The sequence below is a fragment of the Streptomyces sp. NBC_00631 genome, assembly GCF_045206895.1.
In the GTDB taxonomy this organism is placed as follows: domain Bacteria; phylum Actinomycetota; class Actinomycetes; order Streptomycetales; family Streptomycetaceae; genus Streptomyces.
On the sequence record NZ_CP107734.1, the window covers coordinates 7,273,386 to 7,293,575 of the forward strand.

Annotated in this window: 19 protein-coding genes and 1 riboswitch; of the genes, 11 read left to right on the forward strand and 8 right to left on the reverse strand. The window is 70.7% G+C overall.

What is annotated here, in order from left to right; all coding sequences use genetic code 11:
- Positions 1–6 precede the first annotated feature (6 nt).
- Positions 7–1,335: a 3-phosphoshikimate 1-carboxyvinyltransferase gene (gene aroA / locus OHB00_RS33580; protein ID WP_406440368.1), complete on the reverse strand. Its 1,329-nt coding sequence runs from the start codon at positions 1,333–1,335 to the stop codon at positions 7–9.
- A 218-nt stretch (positions 1,336–1,553) separates the two neighbouring features.
- Entirely contained in the window at positions 1,554–2,276 is a 723-nt protein-coding gene (locus tag OHB00_RS33585) for a M50 family metallopeptidase (RefSeq protein ID WP_406440369.1), read from the reverse strand.
- Between the two features lie 51 nt (positions 2,277–2,327).
- Between OHB00_RS33585 and OHB00_RS33590 the strand changes: the two genes are divergently transcribed.
- The 10 genes from OHB00_RS33590 to OHB00_RS33635 all read left to right on the forward strand — a co-directional run bounded on the left by OHB00_RS33590 (position 2,328) and on the right by OHB00_RS33635 (position 12,437).
- Entirely contained in the window at positions 2,328–3,143 is an 816-nt protein-coding gene (locus tag OHB00_RS33590; protein ID WP_406440371.1) for an SOS response-associated peptidase, read from the forward strand.
- Positions 3,144–3,152: 9 nt separating this feature from the next.
- Complete coding sequence (locus OHB00_RS33595; protein ID WP_406440373.1) at positions 3,153–3,785, forward strand: alpha/beta family hydrolase; 633 nt, start codon at positions 3,153–3,155, stop codon at positions 3,783–3,785.
- A 255-nt stretch (positions 3,786–4,040) separates the two neighbouring features.
- Positions 4,041–4,724 carry an RNA polymerase sigma factor SigR gene (gene sigR / locus OHB00_RS33600; protein WP_381165761.1) on the forward strand — a complete coding sequence of 228 codons (684 nt, stop codon included), beginning with the start codon at positions 4,041–4,043 and terminating at the stop codon, positions 4,722–4,724.
- On the forward strand, positions 4,721–5,038 hold the full coding sequence (gene rsrA, locus OHB00_RS33605) for a mycothiol system anti-sigma-R factor (protein WP_406440375.1): 318 nt from the start codon (positions 4,721–4,723) through the stop codon (positions 5,036–5,038). Before sigR ends, rsrA begins: the two co-directional genes overlap by 4 nt.
- 151 nt (positions 5,039–5,189) lie before the next feature.
- A complete protein-coding gene (locus OHB00_RS33610; protein ID WP_406440377.1) occupies positions 5,190–6,509 on the forward strand; it encodes an HD-GYP domain-containing protein in 1,320 nt (439 codons plus the stop codon).
- Positions 6,506–7,768 (forward strand): HD-GYP domain-containing protein, encoded by a 1,263-nt coding sequence (locus OHB00_RS33615; RefSeq protein WP_406440379.1) that lies wholly within the window; start codon positions 6,506–6,508, stop codon positions 7,766–7,768. The genes OHB00_RS33610 and OHB00_RS33615 overlap by 4 nt, the downstream gene beginning before the upstream one ends.
- Positions 7,769–7,882: 114 nt before the next feature.
- Positions 7,883–8,863: a tetratricopeptide repeat protein gene (locus OHB00_RS33620; RefSeq protein WP_406446106.1), complete on the forward strand. Its 981-nt coding sequence runs from the start codon at positions 7,883–7,885 to the stop codon at positions 8,861–8,863.
- 167 nt (positions 8,864–9,030) lie between these two features.
- Entirely contained in the window at positions 9,031–9,681 is a 651-nt protein-coding gene (gene def / locus OHB00_RS33625) for a peptide deformylase (RefSeq protein WP_406440381.1), read from the forward strand.
- Between the two features lie 294 nt (positions 9,682–9,975).
- Positions 9,976–11,061 carry an epi-isozizaene synthase gene (cyc1, locus tag OHB00_RS33630; protein ID WP_406440383.1) on the forward strand — a complete coding sequence of 362 codons (1,086 nt, stop codon included), beginning with the start codon at positions 9,976–9,978 and terminating at the stop codon, positions 11,059–11,061.
- Positions 11,058–12,437: a cytochrome P450 gene (locus OHB00_RS33635; RefSeq protein WP_406440385.1), complete on the forward strand. Its 1,380-nt coding sequence runs from the start codon at positions 11,058–11,060 to the stop codon at positions 12,435–12,437. Before cyc1 ends, OHB00_RS33635 begins: the two co-directional genes overlap by 4 nt.
- A 39-nt stretch (positions 12,438–12,476) precedes the next feature.
- Here the strand turns inward: OHB00_RS33635 and OHB00_RS33640 are convergent, their stop codons facing one another.
- A complete protein-coding gene (locus OHB00_RS33640; protein WP_406440387.1) occupies positions 12,477–13,442 on the reverse strand; it encodes a helix-turn-helix domain-containing protein in 966 nt (321 codons plus the stop codon).
- Between the two features lie 93 nt (positions 13,443–13,535).
- Here OHB00_RS33640 and OHB00_RS33645 point away from each other — a divergent pair, with 93 nt between their 5' ends.
- Entirely contained in the window at positions 13,536–13,730 is a 195-nt protein-coding gene (locus OHB00_RS33645) for a hypothetical protein (RefSeq protein ID WP_406440388.1), read from the forward strand.
- A 170-nt stretch (positions 13,731–13,900) separates the two neighbouring features.
- On the opposite strand, the gene OHB00_RS33650 is transcribed toward OHB00_RS33645, so the two are convergent.
- The 5 genes from OHB00_RS33650 to OHB00_RS33670 form a co-directional block, all read right to left on the reverse strand.
- Positions 13,901–14,914, reverse strand: a complete 1,014-nt coding sequence (locus OHB00_RS33650) for a ribonucleotide-diphosphate reductase subunit beta (RefSeq protein WP_406440390.1) — start codon at positions 14,912–14,914, stop codon at positions 13,901–13,903.
- A complete protein-coding gene (locus tag OHB00_RS33655) occupies positions 14,914–17,268 on the reverse strand; it encodes a ribonucleoside-diphosphate reductase subunit alpha (protein WP_406440391.1) in 2,355 nt (784 codons plus the stop codon). Before OHB00_RS33655 ends, OHB00_RS33650 begins: the two co-directional genes overlap by 1 nt.
- 146 nt (positions 17,269–17,414) lie before the next feature.
- Positions 17,415–17,493, reverse strand: a riboswitch (cobalamin riboswitch).
- A gap of 77 nt (positions 17,494–17,570) precedes the next feature.
- Entirely contained in the window at positions 17,571–18,077 is a 507-nt protein-coding gene (locus tag OHB00_RS33660) for a GNAT family N-acetyltransferase (RefSeq protein ID WP_406440393.1), read from the reverse strand.
- Between the two features lie 77 nt (positions 18,078–18,154).
- Positions 18,155–19,783, reverse strand: a complete 1,629-nt coding sequence (gene mctP, locus OHB00_RS33665; RefSeq protein WP_406440394.1) for a monocarboxylate uptake permease MctP — start codon at positions 19,781–19,783, stop codon at positions 18,155–18,157.
- The gene (locus OHB00_RS33670; protein WP_406440396.1) at positions 19,780–20,055 is read right to left on the reverse strand and encodes a DUF3311 domain-containing protein; all 276 of its coding nucleotides are present in this window, start codon (positions 20,053–20,055) and stop codon (positions 19,780–19,782) included. Before OHB00_RS33670 ends, mctP begins: the two co-directional genes overlap by 4 nt.
- Positions 20,056–20,190: the final 135 nt, after the last annotated feature.

Genomic DNA, 20,190 nt, shown 5'->3' on the forward strand with positions numbered 1-20,190 from the left:
ACGCCCCTAGGCCCCGTCGCTCCCGAGCATCCCGGCCCACAGGTCGGGGAAGTCCGGCAGGGTCTTCGCCGTCGTCGCCACGTTCTCGATCTGCACGTCGGCCACGGCGAGGCCGATGACGGCGCCGGCCGTCGCCATGCGGTGGTCCTCGTAGGTGTGGAAGACGCCGCCGTGCAGCGTGCGCGGGCGGATGCGCAGGCCGTCGGCGGTCTCGGTGACGTCACCGCCGAGCTCGTTGATCTCCTTGGTGAGCGCGGCCAGCCGGTCCGTCTCGTGCAGTCGCAGGTGGGCGACCCCGCGCAAGGTGGAGGGGGTGTCCGCGAGGGCGGCCACCGCCGCGATGCCGGGGGTCAGCTCGCCGACGTCACCCAGGTCGACATCGATGCCGTGGATCCGGCCCGAGCCGGTGAACTCCAGGCCGTACTCGGTCAGTTCGCAGGAGCCGCCCATCTCGGTGAAGATCTCCCGCAGCCGGTCACCCGGCTGGGTGGTCCGCTGCGGCCAGTCGGGGATCACGACCCTGCCGCCCGTGACCAGGGCGGCGGCGAGGAAGGGCTGGGCGTTCGACAGGTCCGGCTCGATGGTCAGGTCGCGGCCCAGCAGGGCGCCGGGGGTCACCCGCCAGACGTTCGGCTCGCCACCCGACTCGGGCGTGTCCACCTGGGCGCCTACCGCGCGCAGCATGTCGACGGTCATCCGGATGTGCGGGAGCGAGGGGAGGGACCCGCCGATGTGACGGACCTCCACGCCCTGGTTGAAGCGCGGGCCGGAGAGGAGGAGGGCCGACACGAACTGGGAGGAGGACGAGGCGTCGATCGACACCGGGCCGCCGTCCAGGGCGCCGCTGCCGTGGACGGTGAGGGGGAGCGCGCCGCGGCCGTCGTCGTCGATGCGGGCGCCGAGGGCGCGCAGGGCGTCGATCACGCCGTGCAGGGGGCGCTCGTAGGAACGGGGGTCGCCGTCGAAGCGGATGTCGCCCGCGGCGAGGGTGGCGACGGGCGGGAGGAAGCGCATCACGGTGCCGGCGTTGCCGACGTCGACGGTGGCGGGGCCGCGGAGCCCAGCGGGGAGAATCCGCCAGGCCTCGCCGGAGCCGTCGGGGCCCACGCCCTCGTCGATACCGACGCCCATCGCGCGCAGGGCGTCGGCCATCAGCAGGGTGTCGCGGGAGCGGAGGGGGCGGCGCAGCCAGCCGGGTTCGGAGGCGAGGGCGGCGAGGACGAGGGCGCGGTTGGTGACCGACTTGGACCCCGGCACGTGAACCGTGGCGTCGACGGCTCCGCGCGCGTGGGGGGCGGGCCAGAGGGCGGTTGGTGCGGTGGGGTTTGCGGCCATGGGGTCACTTTAGTGCGCGGCGGGGGTGAGGGGCGGCGGCGGTGGCGCGGGGGTGGCCGGCCGGGTGCGGCGCGGTGGGGGCTTGTCGCGCCCGCGCGGCGGAGCCGCGGATCCAGCACCGCCCCGCGCCCCTTGGGCCGGCTGTGCCGCCGTCGGCTGCGATCTGCGCCCCGTGCTCCTCCACGCCGGCTGTGCCGCCGTCGGCTGCGAGGTGCCGTTCACATCCCCAGCAGCCACCTGCCCCCGCCGATCAGCGAGCACAGCGACACCGTGTGGAACAGGAACAGCCATACGCCCGCCGGGAGATGGGTCAGCCGTGACAGCTGGTCCGCGTCCGAGTCGCCGGCGCCGCCTCGGGAGCGCTTGGCCTGCAGTTCGAATGCCGGGCGGACTCCGCCGAGGAGGAGGAACCACACCACCGCGTACGCGAACGCCGCCTGCACCTGGGGTCCGGCCAGCCAGGACACCAGCAGGAAGGTGCCGCCCGTCAGGAAGACGGTCAGGACGCCGTAGGCGTTGCGGATCATCACCAGCATCACGAGGAGCAGGGCGGTGGCGAGCCAGAGCAGAAGGGTGATGCGGCCGGCGCCGAGCAGGGCCGCGCCGCCGAGACCGAGCAGCGGGGGAGCCGTGTAGCCCGCCGCAGCCGTGAGGATCATGCCGATGCCGTGCGGCTTGCCCCGGCTGAGCGTCAGGCCGCTGGTGTCGGAGTGCAGCCGGATGCCGGTGAGCTGCCGGCCCGAGAACAGGGCGACCAGGCCGTGGCCGCCCTCGTGGGCGATGGTGATGGCGTTGCGGGATATCCGCCACAGGTTGTGCGGGACGACCACGGCGAGCGCGGCGACCAGGGTCGCGAGCACCACCCACAGATCGGGGTCGGACTGGGTGCCGGTCAGACGGTCCCAGAGGTCGGGCAGCGCGAGGGCGGCGGTGCTCTCCATGATCTGGCGGTTACTCCCTCTGGTCAGGCGGAATCTGGCAGTGTTGCACGTATGTGCGGACGGTATGCATCCAGTCGTGGGCCCGAGGATCTCGCAGGAGTCTTTGAAATAGAGAAGTGGGACCCGGAGGAGACCCTGGAGCCCGACTACAACGTGGCTCCGACCAAGGAGGTCTACGCCGTCCTCGACCGTCCGTTGAAAGACGCCGACGACCTCCGTCCGGTTCGCCAGCTGCGCAGGCTGAAGTGGGGGCTGGTGCCCAGCTGGGCCAAGTCGCCCGAGGGCGGCGCCCGGATGATCAACGCGCGGGCCGAGACCGTGCACGAGAAGCCGTCGTACCGCCGTGCCTTCGCCACCCGCCGCTGCATCCTGCCCGCCGACGGCTACTACGAGTGGGTCACGGCGAAGGAGGAGCGGGATCTGGAGGTCGAGGGGAAGAAGAAGCGGCCGCGCAAGCAGCCGTACTTCGTGCTGCCCGCCGACGGCTCGGTCTTCGCGATGGCCGGGCTGTACGAGTTCTGGCGGGACCGCACGCTGCCCGACGAGCACCCGCTGGCCTGGTGGGCGACCTGCTCGGTGATCACCACGGAGGCGGAGACCTCGCCGCTGGCCGTGGCGCCGGCCGAGGGGCCGTACGCGCTCGCGGACATCCACCCCCGGATGCCGCTGATGCTCACGCCCGACCGGTGGGACGCCTGGCTCGACCCTGCCCGCACGGACGTGGAGGACCTGCGCTCGCTGCTCGCCCCGCCGCCGCCGGGCCTGATGCGGGCCTACCCGGTCTCCACGGCGGTCAGCAACGTCCGCAACAACAGTCCGGAGCTGCTGAAAGAGCTGGAGGGGCCCGAAGCGGGCACCCTCTTCTAGCCTTCTGGCGTGACTACGTCGAAGATCGTCGGTACGGAGGCGGGGGACGCCCGCATCACCTGGTACGAGGCTGAGCGGGCGCGGCTGGTGCTGGCCGCCAGCCATGGGGCGGGCGGAGGCATCGAGGCGCGGGATCTGCAGGCGATCGCCGCGGTCCTCCCCGGCCACGGCGTGACCGTCGCGCTCGTGGAGCAGCCCTGGCGGGTCGCGGGGAGGAAGCTGGCGCCCGCGCCGAAGACGCTCGATGCCGGCTGGCGCGGGGTGTGGCCCGCGCTGGCCACGCCGGGGCTGCCGGTGGTGTCGGGCGGGCGCAGTGCCGGCGCCCGGGTCGCCTGCCGTACGGCGACGGAGCTGGGCGCGGCCGCCGTCCTCGCCCTGAGCTTTCCGCTGCACCCGCCGGGCAAGCCGGAGAAGTCACGGGCCGAGGAGCTGCTCGGGGCCGGGGTGCCCACGCTCGTCGTCCAGGGCGGGAACGATCCGTTCGGCAAGCCGGACGAGTTCCCGGACGGGGCGTACGACCTCGTCGAGGTGCCGGGCGCCGATCATGGTTTCGGGGTGCCCAAACGGGCGGAGACCGGGCCGGAGCAAGCGGTGACCATCATCACGGACGCGGTCGTCGCGTGGACCGCCTCACTCGGGTGACGCCCGGGAATGTCGGGCGACGGACCACTGTTGAGGCGGAAAGAAGTGCTGGAAACCAGCGCCGACGCCGAAGGAGAGGAAGTCCGCCGCATGGGTTCGACCATCTGCCCCAGCCGTGAGCGCAGCGCTGAGCTCGACTGGACGGTGCTGCACGCGGCCAAGACCGCTCCTATTCGAGCGGCGGCAGGCACGGGTCGTGTTCTATCCTCCGAGACGAGTGGGATCGGTTTCGGTCCTGCCCGGGATCTTGAGGAGGTGGGTCCGGTCACCGGTACCGACGCAGGGACCGACAACGGCCAGGCGGAGCTGCCCGAGGGCCAGGGCGTCAGCGCGGAGTCGACCACGGAGCGCAGCGCGCGCTTCGAACGCGACGCGCTCGAATTCCTCGACCAGATGTACTCGGCCGCGCTGCGCATGACGCGGAACCCGGCCGACGCCGAGGACCTGGTGCAGGAGACCTACGCCAAGGCGTACGCGTCCTTCCACCAGTTCCGTGAGGGCACCAACCTCAAGGCGTGGCTGTACCGCATTCTCACGAACACCTTCATCAACTCGTACCGCAAGAAGCAGCGCGAACCCCAGCGCTCCGCGGCCGAGGAGATCGAGGACTGGCAGCTCGCCCGTGCCGAGTCGCACATGTCGACGGGCTTGCGCTCCGCGGAGTCGCAGGCGCTCGACCACCTGCCCGACTCGGACGTCAAGGAAGCGCTGCAGGCGATCCCCGAGGAATTCCGCATCGCCGTCTACCTCGCCGACGTAGAGGGCTTTGCGTACAAGGAGATCGCGGACATCATGGGGACACCCATCGGTACGGTCATGTCCCGGCTGCACCGGGGCCGCCGTCAACTGCGCGGCATGCTGGAGGACTACGCGCGTGAGCGCGGGCTCGTCCCGGCCGGTGCCGGCGAGTCGAACGAAGCGAAAGGCTCGGGCTCATGAGCTGCGGAGAGCCGCACGAGACGGACTGCAGTGAGGTACTCGATCATCTGTACGAGTTCCTCGACAGTGAGATGCCGGACGTCGATCGCGTCAAGTTCAAGCAGCACTTCGACGAGTGCTCCCCCTGCCTGGAGAAGTACGGGCTGGAGCAGGCCGTGAAGAAGCTGGTCAAGCGGTGCTGCGGGCATGACGACGTGCCCACCGACCTGCGGGCCAAGGTGCTGGGGCGGCTGGACCTGATCCGCTCCGGCCAGGCGGTCCCGGACCACGATGTCACGGCCGCCCAGGCCGCACCGGTCACGCCGGAGAGCTGACCGCGGCAGCACCACCGAGCGCCGCCGAGTCGTTCCCGCCGCGGTGTCCCATCACCCGAACGTGCTAATCCTCCGGTCATGACCTCCCGGACCCTCCGGCTCCCGCCCTAGGCTCCGGAGCCTGGGCAGGCAAGGTCGGGGGAGGGGCGAGATGGAGGCGGTTCCGGCACGCGTACGCGCGTACGTGACCTGCGTCGCCCTCGCAGCCCTGTTCTGTCTGCTGCCCCTGCCCGGCGTACGTACACCCTGGTGGGCCGTCGCCCTTCTCGCCCTGCTGTACGCGGCCTGCGAGCACGCCGTACGGCGCCGTCTGGGCGGCACCTTCTACCCGGTGCTGCTCGCCGGTGCCTTCCTGCTGCCGCCGCCGGCCGCGGCGCTCGTACCGCTGCCGGGCGCGCTGCTCTCGCGCACCGAGGAACGGCCGCAGGCGCTGCGCCGGACCTGGCGGGCCGCCGAACTGGCGCTCGCCGTCTGGGGCGCGGGGCGGGTGCACTGGGCACTGGGCGGGCGGAACGCGGTGGTGGACTCCGACTTCCCGTACGCGCTGCTGCCCTGCGTCGCGGCCGTGCTGGCCTTCTCCGCCGTGCTCGCCCTGCTGGACGGCGGAATCCTGGCGGTGGCGGAGAGGGTGCCGGTCCGGCGGGCCTGGCGCGGTCTGCTGTCCCGTTCCCTCGCGCCCGTCGGGGTGCACGGGCTGGCCGGGCTGATGATGGCCGTGCTCTGGCGCAGCCCCTACGGTCCCGTCGCCGCACTGCTCGTCCTGCTGCCGATGTGCGTCTCGTGGTGGGTGTTCGCCCAGTACCACCGGGAACGCGCCGCCCATCAGGCCACCATCCGCGCGCTCGTCCAGGCCGTCGACATCAAGGACGGATACACCCGCGGGCACAGCGAACGGGTCGGACAGGCCTCCGTGATGATCGCGCGCGAGCTGGACATGGACGACGACCGGGTGGAGATGCTCCGCTTCGCCGGCATCCTCCACGACGTGGGAAAGCTGGGCGTCCCCACGCGGCTGCTCCGCAAGAACGGGCCGCTGACGCCGGAAGAGCGGCGGATCATCGAACTCCACCCCGAGTACGGCCACGAGATGGTGCGCGGGATCTCCTTCCTCGGGGAGGCCCGCGCGGCGATCCTCCACCACCACGAGCGCATCGACGGCAGCGGCTACCCCTACGGACTGGCGGGCAGCCAGATCCCGGAATCCGCCCGCGTGGTGGCCGTCGCCGACGCGTTCGACGCGATGACGTCGACGCGCTCCTACAGCCGGGCCCGCCCGGTGGCCGCCGCGGTGGCGGAGTTACGACGGTGCGCGGGGCGGCACTTCGACGCCGGGGTCGTCGACGCCCTGGCGCGAGCACTGGCCAGGCACGGCTGGCACCCCGCGGTCACCGCCGACGTCCCGCCGGCCGGCGCTCCCGCGTCCGGCCGGCCGAGCGGCGACCGCGCAAGCATCGGACGAGGCGCCCCATGACTCCCGGCGACCGATGCCGGCCCCGTCGTCCCGTCGCGCTCGGGTGTGTCCGGCTCGCCGCTCTGCTCCTTGCCCTCGGCTGTCTCGCCGGCACCCTCTGGGAAGGTCTCGGCAACCGCGGTGCCGCCCTCGCCTTCGGTGTCCTCGTCACGGTCGGGGAGTGGGCCCGGTGGACCGGTGCCGAGGTGCGTGAGGCCGCCCCGCTCGGGGCCGCCGGCGGGCTCGCCTACGCCCTGCTCGGCGCCGATGCCGGGGTCGCCACGCACGACGGGGCCCTCCAGGTCGTCACCGTCGTCTGCGCGGCCGCGCTGCTCGGGAACGTCCCGCACATAGCCAGTGGGCGGCGACCCACCCTCGACCACCTCGCCCGCCGCGTCCTCACCGTCGCTTTCGCCGCCGTCTGCTTCCAACCCCTCTACAGCAGGGGCGCGTTGGAGCACTGGGGCGGACCGGCGTACGCGCTGCTGCTCGTATCGCTGCTCGTGCTCACCGCGCTGTGCGACGCCGTGCTCGCCGCCGCGCAGGCCCACTCCCGCACGGGGTGGCCGTTCGGGCCGCTGCTGCGGGACGAGCTGCGCGGGCTGCTCGGCATCGGGTCCGCCGTCTGCGCCACCGGCGCGGTGATGGCGCTGGCCGTCGCCGTCGCGGGACTGTGGGCGCTGCCCGTCTTCTGCCTGCCCCTGCTCCTGACCCAGCTGTCCCTGCGCCGGTACGCGGCCGTCCGGGCCACCTACCGGCAGACCATCGCCTCGCTCGCCCGCGCCACCGAGACAGCGGGGTACACCCCGGCCGGGCACGCCCGCCGGGTGGCCACGCTGAGCCAGGCCGTCGGGCGGGACCTGGGGCTGTCCCAAGCGGAGCTCACCGTGCTGGAGTACGCGGCGCTGATGCACGACATCGGCCAGCTCAGTCTCGTCGACCCGGTGCCCGCCGGGGCCACCGCCGGGCTGCCGGCGGCCGAGCAGCGGCGGATAGCCCTGCTCGGCGGAGCCGTCGTACGGCAGACCGGGGTGGACGCGGCGGTCGCCGTGGTCGTGGAGCGGCAGGCCGACCCGTACCGGGAGCAGCCGGTCGCCGCGCGGATCGTGCGGGCCGTCAACGCGTACGAGGAGAAGGCCCGGGATTCCGGGCCCGGCGGGCCGCTGACCGCGCTGGAGGAGTTACGCCTGGCCACTGCGGGGGACTACGCTCCCGAGGTCGTGGAATCCCTGGCCCGCGTGCTCTCCAGAGACTGTCTGACCTTGCGTGCGGCTGGGTAACCCATGGGTAATGAGCGGCCCTCCCGTCGTACGTGGTTGGATGCGAGGGAGAGGGTGATGTCCGGGGGCACAAGCCAGCCCACTGTGCGGAACTGGAACTGGCAGGCGGGAATCGTGAGGATCTTCGGCAAGGGACGGCACCGGCCCTCCGCCTCCTGGCGGCAGGCCACCGACCGCGCGTTCACGCTGATCGGCGACGGCCGGTACGAGGACGCGGGCGAGCTGCTGACACGCGCCGCCGACCTGGAACCCTGGCTGTCCGAGTCCTGGTTCAACCTCGCTCTGCTGCACAAGTTCCGGCACGACTGGGAGCAGGCGCGGGCGGCCGGGCTGCGGGCGGTGGCCCTGCTGGACCGGGAGGCCGGGGCGCCCGACTGGTGGAACGTGGGCATCGCGGCGACCGCGCTGCAGGACTGGCCGCTGGCCCGGCGGGCCTGGCAGGCCTACGGGCTGCGGGTGCCGGGCGGCGCCGCCGTCTCGGGCGAGCCGGACGGCATGGACCTGGGCAGTGCCGCCGTACGGCTGTCTCCGGAGGGGGAGGCCGAGGTGGTGTGGGGGCGGCGGCTGGACCCCGCCCGTATCGAGGTGCAGTCCATCCCGCTTCCCTCGTCCGGGCGGCGCTGGGGCGAGGTCGTCCTGCACGACGGGGTGCCGCACGGCGAGCGCACGACGGCGACCGGGCACGCGTACCCCGTCTTCGACGAGATCGAGCTGTGGGCGCCGTCGCCGGTGCCGACGTGGGTGGTGCTGCTGGAGGCGGCGACGGAGACGGACCGGGACGCGCTGGAGCAGTTGGCGGGGGATGCCGGGTTCGCGGCGGAGGACTGGTCCTCTTCTGTGCGGTTGCTGTGCCGGATGTGCTCCGAGTCGCGGATGCCGTCGGACGAGGGCGACGGGGTGCATCTCGATCCCCACGATCACAGTGAGCCGGGGCACCCGGGGCCGCTGGGGCATCGGACGGACGGGCAGCTGTGGGTGCCGGAGCGGGAGTGCGGGGTGGCTGCGCCGGCTGCGCTGGTGAGGGGGTTGCTGGACGGGTGGGTCGCGGACAGCCCTGATTCTCGGGACTGGCGGGATTTGGAAGAGGTCTGCTGAGGTCGTGTTCCGGGTGCGGCCGGGCGGGGGCTGATCGCGCCCACGCGACGGAGCCGCAAGTCGATTCAGCCCCGCGCCCCTTTGGGGCGCGCCCCTGACGGGGCGCCTCCACGTACCCTGTATCAGCAATATCACCCCCGTTTTACCTAGGAAGGCTTACCGCGGTCATGGCGCAGCAGGACACCGATCAGCAGCACGTGGGCGTGCTCCCCGTGGACGACGAGGGATTCGTCGTCGACACCGAGGGGACCGAGGAGCGCGAGAACGCCTGGCGTGAGCGGGGGACCTCGCGGCCCATCACCGTCGTCGGGAACCCGGTGCTGCACAAGGAGTGCAAGGACGTCACCGAGTTCGGGGCGGAGCTGGACCAGCTCGTCGCGGACATGTTCGCCAGCCAGCGGACCGCCGAGGGCGTCGGGCTGGCCGCCAACCAGATCGGCGTCGACCTGAAGGTCTTCGTCTACGACTGCCAGGACGACGCGGGCGTCCGGCACGTGGGCGTGGTGTGCAACCCGAAGCTCGTCGATCTGCCGGCCGACAAGCGGCGGCTGGACGACAGCAACGAGGGATGCCTGTCGGTGCCCACCGCCTACGCCCCGCTCGCCCGGCCCGACTACGCCGAGGTCACCGGCCAGGACGAGAAGGGCAACCCGGTCAAGGTGCGGGGCACCGGCTACTTCGCTCGGTGTTTGCAGCACGAGACCGACCACCTGTACGGCTACCTGTACATCGACCGGCTCTCCAAGCGCGAGCGCAAGGACGCGCTGCGGCAGATGGCCGAGAACGAGCCACGCTACCCCGTGGTCGCCAACGACTGAGACGCAGAAGGACAGTTGTGACGCCTGGTCGGGCCTGCTCCGACCAGGCGTTCGTCATGTTCGGTCGGACTCGCTCGTCTGTGCGTCGCACATTCGATCCTTTGTGCACCCCTAGCGATCCCTAACCAGTCACACAAGGGGAGATTCTCGGCACTGTGGGGTAGTGAGTGAAGCAAATCCGTTCCCAGACCGGTCAGTTGTGGTGCTGAATGGGGACTGCGGGGATACGCACGGCGCACGCCCGGCACAGCGGGAGGGGTGTGCGCACCTGGCTCGGCTGAGAGGGGTTTGTTCGTGCATGCTTTCTCACACAGCACCACATCGACGCCGACGGCGGTCGCGGTTCCACCGCAACTCGCCCTCCCGGTGATCGAGGCCGAGTTTCCCCGGCAGCGGCATCCGTATTGGCCACGGCTCCAGGAGAAGACCCGCCTCTGGCTGCTGGAAAAGCGGCTGATGCCGGCGGACAAGGTACAGGAATATGCCGACGGTCTTTGCTACACCGACCTCATGGCGGGGTACTACCTGGGCGCGTCCGACGAGGTCATCCAGGCGATATGCGACTACAGCGCCTGGTTCTTCGTCTGGGACGACCGCCACGACCGTGACGTCGTGCACCGCAGGCCGGCCCACTGGCGGCGGCTGCGGTTCCGGCTGCACGCGGCCCTCGACGCACCCCTGCACCATCTGCACCATCCCGACACCCTGGTCGCGGGGTTCGCGGACAGCGTCGCGCGACTGTACTCGTTCCTCCCGGGGGCCTGGAACCAGCGCTTCGCCCGGCACTTCCACGCGGTGATCGAGGCGTACGACCGCGAGTTCCGCAACCGCACCTCGGGATACGTCCCCGGGGTGGAGGAATACCTGGCCCTGCGGCGCCTCACCTTCGCCCACTGGATATGGACGGACCTGCTGGAGCCGAGCGCCGGGACCGAACTCCCGGACGCCGTGAGGAAAAACCCGGCCTACCGCAGGTCGGCGCTGCTCAGCCAGGAATTTGCCGCCTGGTACAACGACCTCTGCTCACTTCCGAAGGAAATCGCGGGCGACGAGGTGCACAATCTCGGAATCAGTCTCGTCACCCACGAGGGAATGAGCCTGGAACAGGCGGTCGACGAAGTCAGGCGACGCGTCGAGGAATGCGTTCGCGAATTCCTGGTGGCCGAGCGGGCCGCGCTGCGGTTCGCCGATCGGCTCGACGACGGAACAGTGCGCGGAAAAGAACTCGGCGCCGCCGTCACGGCCTGCGTCGCCAATATGCGGAACTGGTTCAGCTCCGTCTACTGGTTCCACCACGAATCCGGCCGTTACATGGTCGACAGCTGGGACGACCGGTCCACGCCCCCGTACGTCAACAACGAAGCGGCAGGTGAGAAATGACCGTCGAGTCCGTGAAGTCCACGACCGCCGAGGCATCCGTCCACGGTGAACTGCGCGAACCGCCCCTGGCCGGCGGCGGGGTGCCGATACTCGGGCACGGCTGGCGGCTGGCCCGCGACCCGCTGGCCTTCATGGCCCGGCTCCGCACCCACGGCGACATGGTGCGCCTCAGGCTCGGCCCCAAGGAGGTGTACGCCGTCACCACACCGGCGCTCACCGGCGCCCTCGCCCTGAACCCGGACTTCGTCATCGCCGGCCCGCTGTGGGAGTCCCTGGAGGGACTGCTCGGCAAGGAGGGCGTCGCCACCGCCAACGGCCCCCGCCACCGGCGCCAGCGCCGCACCATCCAGCCCGCGTTCAACCTTTCCGCGATCCCCGGCTACGGGCCGATCATGGAGGAGGAGGCGCATGCGCTGACCGAGCGCTGGCAGCCCGGCCGCACCGTCGACTGCACCTCGGAGTCCTTCCGGGTCGCCGTCCGCATCGCCGCCCGCTGCCTGCTGCGCGGCGAGTACATGGACGAGCGCGCGGAGCGGCTCAGCGTCGATCTCGCGAGCGTCTTCCGCGGTATGTACCGGCGGATGGTCGTACCACTCGGTCCGCTGTACCGGCTGCCGCTGCCGGCCAACCGCGAATTCAACCGGGCGCTGGCCGATTTGCATCTCCTCGTCGACGAGATCGTCGCCGAGCGCCGGGCATCTGGTCAAAAGCCGGACGATTTGCTGACGGCATTGCTCGACGCGCGGGACGAGAATGGCGACCCCATCGGGGAACAGGAGATCCACGACCAGGTGGTCGCGATACTCACCCCGGGCAGCGAAACAGTCGCCTCCACGATCATGTGGCTGCTCCAGGTCCTCGCCGAACACCCGGAACACGCCGAGAAGGTACGGACCGAGGTCGAATCCGTGACGGGTGGTCAGCCGGTTGGTTTTGAGCATGTTCGCCGGCTCACGTACACCAACAATGTCGTCGTCGAGGCGATGCGTTTGCGGCCGGCCGTGTGGATATTGACGCGGCGGGCCAAGGCCGACACCGAGCTCGGGGGCTATCGCATTCCGGCCGGGGCCGACATCGTCTACAGCCCCTACGCCATCCAGCGCGACCCGCACTCGTACGCCGGGCACCTCGACTTCGACCCGGACCGCTGGCTGCCGGAGCGGGCGGGGGACGTGCCCAAGTACGCCATGAGCCCCTTCAGCGTCGGCAACCGCAAGTGCCCCAGCGACCACTTCTCCATGACCCAGCTCAGCCTGATCACCGCGGCGCTGTGTGCCAGGTACCGCTTCGAACAGGTCGCCGGGTCGGACGACACCACCCGGGTGGGTATCACCCTGCGCCCGCACCGGCTGCTGCTCGCACCCGTGCCCTGGTGACCGGCCGAGCGGCGGGTCACGCCTGATACCGGCGCGCGCTCAGGCGGCCTCAGGGCCCCGGAACGCGCGCCGGTAGGCGTGCGGAGTGGTGCCCAGCGACCGCACGAACTGGTGCCGCAGCGCGGCCGCCGTACCGAAGCCGGTCCGGCCCGCTATGGCGTCCATCGTCTCGTCCGTGCCCTCCAGCAACTCCTGTGCCAGCAGCACCCGTTGCCGCAGGATCCACCGGTACGGCGTGGTGCCGGTCTCCTGCTGGAAGCGGCGGGCGAAGGTGCGCGGGGCCATCAGGGCACGGGCGGCCAGCTGCTCGACGGTGACCTCCTCGTCCAGGTGCTCCGTCATCCAGGCCAGCACCTCGCCGACCGTGTCGCAGGGGCCCTCGGGCAGCGGACGCTCGATGTACTGGGCCTGGCCGCCGTCCCGGTGCGGGGGCACCACCATCCGCCGGGCGATCTTCCTGGCCACCTCCGGGCCCTGCTCCTTGCGCACGATGTGCAGACAGGCGTCGATGCCGGCCGAGGTGCCCGCCGAGGTGATCACCGGGTCCTCGTCGACGTACAGCACGTCCGGCTCGACCCGGGTGCGCGGATAACGGCGGGCCAGCAGCTCCGCGTGGCGCCAGTGCACGGCGCACCGGCGCCCGTCCAGCAGTCCGGCGGCGCCGAGCACGAAGACGCCGGAGCAGACGCTGAGCACCCTGGCGCCCCGGTCCACCGCCCGGCGCAGCGCGTCCAGCAGCTCGGGTGGGTAGTCCCGGGCCACGTTGGCGTCCGAGGCCGGCACCGCGATCAGATCGGCCTCCTCAAGGCGGTCGAGACCGTACGGCGTGGAGACGGTGAGGCCGGGCACATGGGTGCCGAGCGCCGGCCCCTCCGCCGAGACCACCGCGAAGTCGTACACCGGAAGCCCCTCGTCGGAGCGGTCGAGGCCGAAGACCTCGCAGACCACCCCGAGCTCGAAGGGGTGCACGCCGTCGAGAAGCACTGTCGCCACGTTCCTCAGCATGCTGCCAGTGTGCCTCGTCGCTGGCAGTAATTCGAGGGTGTGTGGCAGTGCTGCCACTCGCGGTAAGGAGTGTCGAGCGCCACAGTGGTGTCCATGAACGGAAACCAGATCGAAGGTCTCATCGGAATGGTCCTGGTCCTCGGCATCCTGGTCCTCATGGCCCTGCCGTCCGTGCTCGGCATCCTGCACGACAGGCGCGTCGACCGGCAGCTCAGGCAGGCGCGACGGGTCGCAGAGGCCGGGCGCCGCCCGGAAACCCCCCGCCGTGGGAGGTCCCTGATCGCTTAGCCTCTCCTGGTATGCGCACGACAAGGGGAGGATCATGCGAGGCAGAACGGCCTGGGCCGCGGCCGGCGGGGCGGCGGCCCTGGTGCTGACGACGGCGACCGGAGCGCACGCGGAGGGGCGGGGCGACATCCGGGGACGCACTCGGCCTGAAGTAGCCGGCGCGGAGCGGCTCAGAAGTCCTCGTCCAGGTCCACGGTGCCCTCCACCGCCACCTGGTACGCGGACGGACGCCGCTCGAAGAAGTTCGTCAGCTCCTGAACACCCTGCAGCTCCATGAAGGAGAACGGGTTCTCCGAGCCGTACACCGGGGCGAAGCCCAGGCGACCGAGCCGCTGGTCGGCGACGCACTCCAGGTACTGGCGCATCGAGTCGGTGTTCATGCCCGGCAGACCGTCACCGCACAGATCCCGGGCGAACTGCAGCTCCGCCTCGACGGCCTCCCGCAGCATGTCGGTGACCTGCTGCCGGAGCTCGTCGTCGAAGAGCTCCGGCTCCTCCTTGCGGACCGTGTCGACCACGTCGTACGCGAAGCTCATGTGCATCGTCTCGTCGCGGAACACCCAGTTGGTGCCCGTGGCGAGACCGTGCAGCAGACCCCTGCTGCGGAACCAGTAGACGTACGCGAAGGCGCCGTAGAAGAACAGGCCCTCGATGCACGCGGCGAAGCAGATCAGGTTGAGCAGGAAGCGGCGCCGGTCGGCCCTGGACTCCAGGCGGTCCAGGTTCTCCACCGAGTCCATCCACCTGAAGCAGAACTCCGCCTTCTCGCGGATGGACGGGATGTTCTCCACGGCGGCGAACGCGGCCGCGCGGTCCTCCGGGTCGGGGAGGTAGGTGTCCAGGAGGGTCAGATAGAACTGGACGTGAACTGCCTCCTCGAAGAGCTGCCTTGAGAGATACAGCCGCGCCTCGGGAGAGTTGATGTGCTTGTACAGCGTCAGCACCAGGTTGTTCGCGACGATCGAGTCACCGGTCGCGAAGAACGCGACCAGCCGGCCGATCAGGTGCTGCTCGGCGGGCGTGAGCCTGGCGAGGTCGGCGACGTCCGAGTGGAGGTCGACCTCCTCCACGGTCCACGTGTTCTTGATCGCGTCCCGGTAGCGCTCGTAGAAGTCCGGGTAGCGCATGGGACGCAGGGTCAGCTCGAAGCCCGGGTCGAGCAGGTTCTTGTGGTCGTTGGACATCACTGGCAGGCCTCGCAGGACTCGGGGTTTTCCAGGGAGCAGGCGACGGCCTCGGAATCCGGGGTGGCCTGCACGGGGACGGTGGCCCGGGCGGCGCGGGCGATCCGGGTCGCCGGGCGCGAGCGCAGGTAGTACGTGGTCTTCAGGCCCGACTTCCAGGCGTACGCGTACATCGAGGAGAGCTTGCCGATGGTCGGCGTCTCCAGGAAGAGGTTCAGCGACTGGGCCTGGTCCAGGTACGGGGTGCGGGCCGCGGCCATGTCGATCAGGCCGCGCTGCGGGATCTCCCACGCCGTGCGGTAGAGGCGTCGTACCTCCTCCGGAATCCACGCGAAGTCCTGCACCGAGCCGTTGGCCTCGCGCAGCGCCTCGCGGGTGCGGGCGTCCCAGACGCCGAGGCCCTTGAGGTCCCGCACCAGGTAGGAGTTGACCTGGAGGAACTCGCCGGACAGCGTCTCGCGCTTGAAGAGGTTCGAGACCTGCGGCTCGATGCACTCGTAGACGCCGGCGATGGAGGCGATGGTGGCGGTGGGGGCGATCGCGAGCAGCAGGCTGTTGCGCAGGCCGGTGCCGGCGATCCGGGCGCGCAGCGCCGCCCAGCGCTCCGGCCAGGTGAACTCCACGCCGTAGTGGTCGGGGTGCAGCACGCCCTGCGCGGTACGGGTCTTCTCCCAGGCCGGCAGCGGGCCGCTGCGCTCGGCGAGGTCGGCGGAGGCCTCGTACGCGGCGAGCATGATCCGCTCGGCGATCCGGGTCGACAGGGCCCTGGCCTCGGGGGAGTCGAAGGGCAGGCGCAGCTTGAAGAAGACGTCCTGGAGGCCCATCGTGCCCAGGCCGACCGGCCGCCACCTGGCGTTGGACCGGCCCGCCTGCTCGGTCGGGTAGAAGTTGATGTCGACGACCCGGTCGAGGAAGGTGACGGCGGTGCGGACGGTCTCGTCCAGCCGCTCCCAGTCGATCTCCCCGTCGCTCACGAACGCGCCGAGGTTGACCGACCCCAGGTTGCAGACCGCCGTCTCGCCGTCGTCCGTGACCTCCAGGATCTCCGTGCAGAGGTTGGAGGAATGGATCACGTGACCGGGCAGGGCGGTCTGGTTCGCGGTGCGGTTGGCCGCGTCCTTGAAGGTCATCCAGCCGTTGCCGGTCTGCGCGAGGGCGCGCATCATCCGGCCGTACAGGTCACGGGCGGGGATGGTCTTGCGGGCCAGGCCCTTTTCCTCCGCCGCCCGGTAGGCCGCGTCGAACTCCGCGCCCCACAGGTCCACCAGCTCCGGCACGTCGGCGGGGGAGAACAGCGACCACTGCCCGTCGGCGTCGACCCGGCGCATGAACTCGTCCGGGACCCAGTGCGCGAGGTTGAGGTTGTGGGTACGGCGGGCGTCCTCACCGGTGTTGTCGCGCAGCTCCAGGAACTCCTCGATGTCGGAGTGCCAGGTCTCCAGGTAGACCGCGGCCGCGCCCTTGCGCCGGCCGCCCTGGTTCACGGCGGCGACCGAGGCGTCCAGGGTCTTCAGGAACGGCACGATGCCGTTGGAGTGCCCGTTGGTGCCGCGGATCAGCGAACCGCGGCTGCGGATCCGGGAGTACGAGAGCCCGATGCCGCCGGCGTGCTTCGAGAGCCGGGCCACCTGGTGGTAGCGGTCGTAGATCGAGTCGAGCTCGTCCTTCGGGGAGTCGAGGAGGTAGCAGGACGACATCTGGGGGTGCCGGGTGCCGGAGTTGAAGAGGGTGGGGGAGGACGGGAGGTAGTCGAGGCGGCTCATGAGCCCGTAGAGCGCGGCGACCTCGTCCACCGACCTGACGGTGTCGTCCTCGGCGAGACCGGCGGCGACCCGGAGCATGAAGTGCTGGGGCGTCTCGATCACGCGCCGGGTGATCGGGTGCCGCAGCAGGTAGCGGCTGTGCAGTGTGCGCAGGCCGAAGTAGCCGAAGCGGTCGTCGGCGGCGGGGTCGACCAGCGTGTCCAGGCGCGCCGCGTGCAGCCGTACGAACTCGGCGGTCCGGTCGGCGATGAGCCCCTCCCGATGCCCCACCGCCACGGACTCGGTGAACGACGTCACGCCCTGCGAGGCGGCCTCGGCGCGGATGGAGACGGTGAGCAGGCGTGCGGCCAGCCGCGAGTAGGCGGGGTCCTCCGAGATCAGACCGGCGGCGGCCTCGGTGGAAAGCTCCCGCAACTCCGCCTCGTCGGCCCGGGCGGACCGGCCGCGCAGCGCGGCGGCGGCGACCCGGCCGGGGTCGGCGTCGGGGAGGTCGGCGGTCAGCTCGGCCAGGGTCCGCAGCAGCGCGGTACCGGGACCGTCCTCTTCCACAGAGATGGTCGCTGAAGCCGGGTCGGCTGGCGCGATGGTCACGTGGGGCTCTCCCTCGCTCGGCACGGGGCCTGGCGGAGGGCAGGGGGCAGCACGAGCGCACGCGGGCACGCGTCGGGACCCCGGCCCACTCCACGAGGCCCGGACGTCAGAACGCCCAGACCGGGTGGCCGGGCGTGCTGTCGGCAGGTCCTCGGACTGACTCCTGCGCACAGATGTGCGCAAGTACACCGTTGCGGGACAGTTCCGGATTCACACCGGATTCCCCTGCGGTGACAGCGAGCATGAGCATACATCTAGTGCCGGGCTGCGGTGTCACCCCCAGATGTTGTGTCGCGGTGGTGTCAGAGCGTCAGTTTGTAGGTGAGGAGAGTGAGGTCGTCCAGGTGTGGCACGGGATTCCAGTCCCGGTCCGGTGTGCGGACGAAGCCGAGACGTTCGTAGATCCGGTGGGCGGTGTGCATGCTCCGCTGGCTCGACAGAACGACCGCTCCGCAGCCGTCCGTGGCCCGTGCGCGGTCGACGCAGACGCGGACGAGGGCCTCGCCCGCGCCTCGGCCGCGAGCCGCGTGAGCGACCGCGAGCGCCCGGATCTCGGCCTCCCCGGGCCGGGCGATGTCGGCGACCGGGCCGGGACCGGGGACGAAGGTGACGCCGCCGAGGAGAGTGTCGCCGTTCACGGCGACGAGTACCTCGGCGGCGGCCGCCCGCGCGGCGACGTCCTTCAGCACGGGCAGGTACGCGTCGTCCTCGCCGTAGTCGAGGAGGCCGTCCTGGAGGTAGGCCTGGACCGTTATCTCGCCGAGGGGGTCGTACTCGGTGGGATGCGCTTCGCGGATCACGATCGTCATGCGAGTGAGTGTGTACGACAGCGGGCCGCCGTCGTGCCTGGTTTTCGGCGGCCCGCTGCGGGTTGTGTGTGGTCGCTCTAGTGGGCGCTTCCTGCCACGGCCGGCGGCAGCTCCACTTCCACGCCCGGGGCGCCCGCGTCCGCCGTGTAGTCCTCCGGGCTGGTCTCGTCGATGCCCTCGGGGGCCTTGAACGCCTTCAGGGCGAAGGTCAGGATCACCACGACCGCCACGTTCAGCACGAACGCCGTCAGGCCGATGTAGCCGATCTCGCCGATGCCGGGGATCTCCTTGGAGGAGCCGCCGAAGTGCTTCTGGGTGGGGGAGGCCACGCCGTAGGCGGCGACCGTGCCGTAGACCATGCCGACCGCCCAGCCCGCCAGCAGTGCCCAGCGGTGGAACCAGCGGGTGAACAGGCCGCCCACCAGCGCCGGGAAGGTCTGCAGGATCCAGATGCCGCCCAGGAGCTGGAAGTTGATGGCGACCGTCTTGTCCATGGTGAGGACGAAGACCAGCGCGCCCACCTTCACCAGCAGGGACACCAGTTTGGAGACCTGGGCCTCCTGCTTCGGCGTGGCGTCCGGCTTGATGAAGTCCCGGTAGATGTTGCGGGTGAAGAGGTTCGCGGCCGCGATGGACATGATGGCCGCCGGGACCAGGGCGCCGATGCCGATCGCCGCGAAGGCGACCCCCGCGAACCAGTCCGGGAACATGTTCTCGAACAGCTGGGGGATGGCCAGCTGGCCGTTGGTGACCTTGACGCCGGCCGCGATGGCCATGAAGCCCAGCAGGGCGAGCAGGCCCAGCATCAGGGAGTACAGCGGCAGGATCGTGGTGTTGCGGCGGATCACCTCACGGCTCTTGGAGGAGAGCGTCGCGGTGATCGAGTGCGGGTACATGAACAGGGCCAGCGCGGAGCCCAGCGCCAGGGTGGCGTACGTCCACTGTCCGGCCTCCGCCGGGACCAGCGCGCCGCGCGGTTTGCCGGTCGCCGGGTTGGTCTGGGCGAACGCGGCGCCCGCCTTGGCGAAGATGTCGTCGAAGCCGCCCAGCTTGATCGGGATGTAGATGATCGCCACCGCGATGACGATGTAGATCAGCGTGTCCTTCACGAAGGCGATCAGGGCGGGGGCACGAAGGCCGGAGGAGTAGGTGTAGGCCGCCAGCACACCGAAGGCGATGAGGAGCGGGAGGTCCTTCACGAACCAGTTGGTGCCGTCGCCGCCGCCGACGCCCATCACGTCGAGCACCGCCTGGATGCCCACGAGCTGCAGCGCGATGTAGGGCATCGTTGCCAGGATGCCGGTCAGCGCGACGGCCAGCGAGAGGCCCTTGGAGCCGAAGCGGCCGCGCACGAAGTCCGAGGTCGTCACATAGCCGTGCTTGTGCGAGACCGACCACAGACGCGGCAGGAACGTGAAGATCAGCGGATAGACCAGGATCGTGTACGGCACCGCGAAGAAGCCGGCCGCGCCCGCCGCGTAGATCGCCGCCGGTACGGCGACGAAGGTGTACGCCGTGTACAGGTCGCCGCCGAGCAGGAACCAGGTGATCCAGGTTCCGAAGGACCGGCCGCCGAGGCCCCATTCGTCGAGGGAGTGCTCGTTCTCGGCCTTGCGCCAGCGCGCGGCCCAGAAACCCACGGCCGTGACGGCCAGGAAGAAGAAGACGAAGACGCCGAGCGCGACGCCGTTCACACCGTCCTTCACCGCTGCGCACCCCCGTCCGTGCTCGTGGCGGCCTTGCGGGCGCGCTGGTCACGCTGCCACAGCTGGTAGGCCGTCATCGTGAGCGCGGTGGAGAGCAGCACCCACAGCATCTGGTACCAGTAGAAGAACGGGATCCCGATGAACACCGGGTCCGACTTGGCGTACGAGCCCACCCACAGCATCGCCACGAAGGGCGCTATCAGGCACAGGGCGATGGCGGCGCGCAGAGGCGTCACCACCGCCGCTTTGGTCACACCGGACGCATCTGACATCTGGCGGCTCCGTCCCCTCACTGACCGCACGGCGATCACCGTTGTTCACCTGTGTAATGCGCAGGCAATCATGGCGAACGCGTGAGGTCAGTGGAAGACCTCATCCGCATATCGGTATGTCGATTTGGTGGAGAA

Coding starts and splice junctions, on each gene's coding strand:
- OHB00_RS33645 (WP_406440388.1), top strand. CDS start 13,536: ATGAACGGAAACCAGATCGAAGGTCTCATCGGAATGGTCCTGGTCCTC.
- OHB00_RS33670 (WP_406440396.1), bottom strand. CDS start 20,055: ATGTCAGATGCGTCCGGTGTGACCAAAGCGGCGGTGGTGACGCCTCTG.
- OHB00_RS33640 (WP_406440387.1), bottom strand. CDS start 13,442: ATGCTGAGGAACGTGGCGACAGTGCTTCTCGACGGCGTGCACCCCTTC.
- OHB00_RS33585 (WP_406440369.1), bottom strand. CDS start 2,276: ATGGAGAGCACCGCCGCCCTCGCGCTGCCCGACCTCTGGGACCGTCTG.
- OHB00_RS33590 (WP_406440371.1), top strand. CDS start 2,328: ATGTGCGGACGGTATGCATCCAGTCGTGGGCCCGAGGATCTCGCAGGA.
- aroA (WP_406440368.1), bottom strand. CDS start 1,335: ATGGCCGCAAACCCCACCGCACCAACCGCCCTCTGGCCCGCCCCCCAC.
- OHB00_RS33610 (WP_406440377.1), top strand. CDS start 5,190: ATGGAGGCGGTTCCGGCACGCGTACGCGCGTACGTGACCTGCGTCGCC.
- rsrA (WP_406440375.1), top strand. CDS start 4,721: ATGAGCTGCGGAGAGCCGCACGAGACGGACTGCAGTGAGGTACTCGAT.
- OHB00_RS33615 (WP_406440379.1), top strand. CDS start 6,506: ATGACTCCCGGCGACCGATGCCGGCCCCGTCGTCCCGTCGCGCTCGGG.
- OHB00_RS33650 (WP_406440390.1), bottom strand. CDS start 14,914: ATGTCCAACGACCACAAGAACCTGCTCGACCCGGGCTTCGAGCTGACC.
- OHB00_RS33635 (WP_406440385.1), top strand. CDS start 11,058: ATGACCGTCGAGTCCGTGAAGTCCACGACCGCCGAGGCATCCGTCCAC.
- def (WP_406440381.1), top strand. CDS start 9,031: ATGGCGCAGCAGGACACCGATCAGCAGCACGTGGGCGTGCTCCCCGTG.
- OHB00_RS33660 (WP_406440393.1), bottom strand. CDS start 18,077: ATGACGATCGTGATCCGCGAAGCGCATCCCACCGAGTACGACCCCCTC.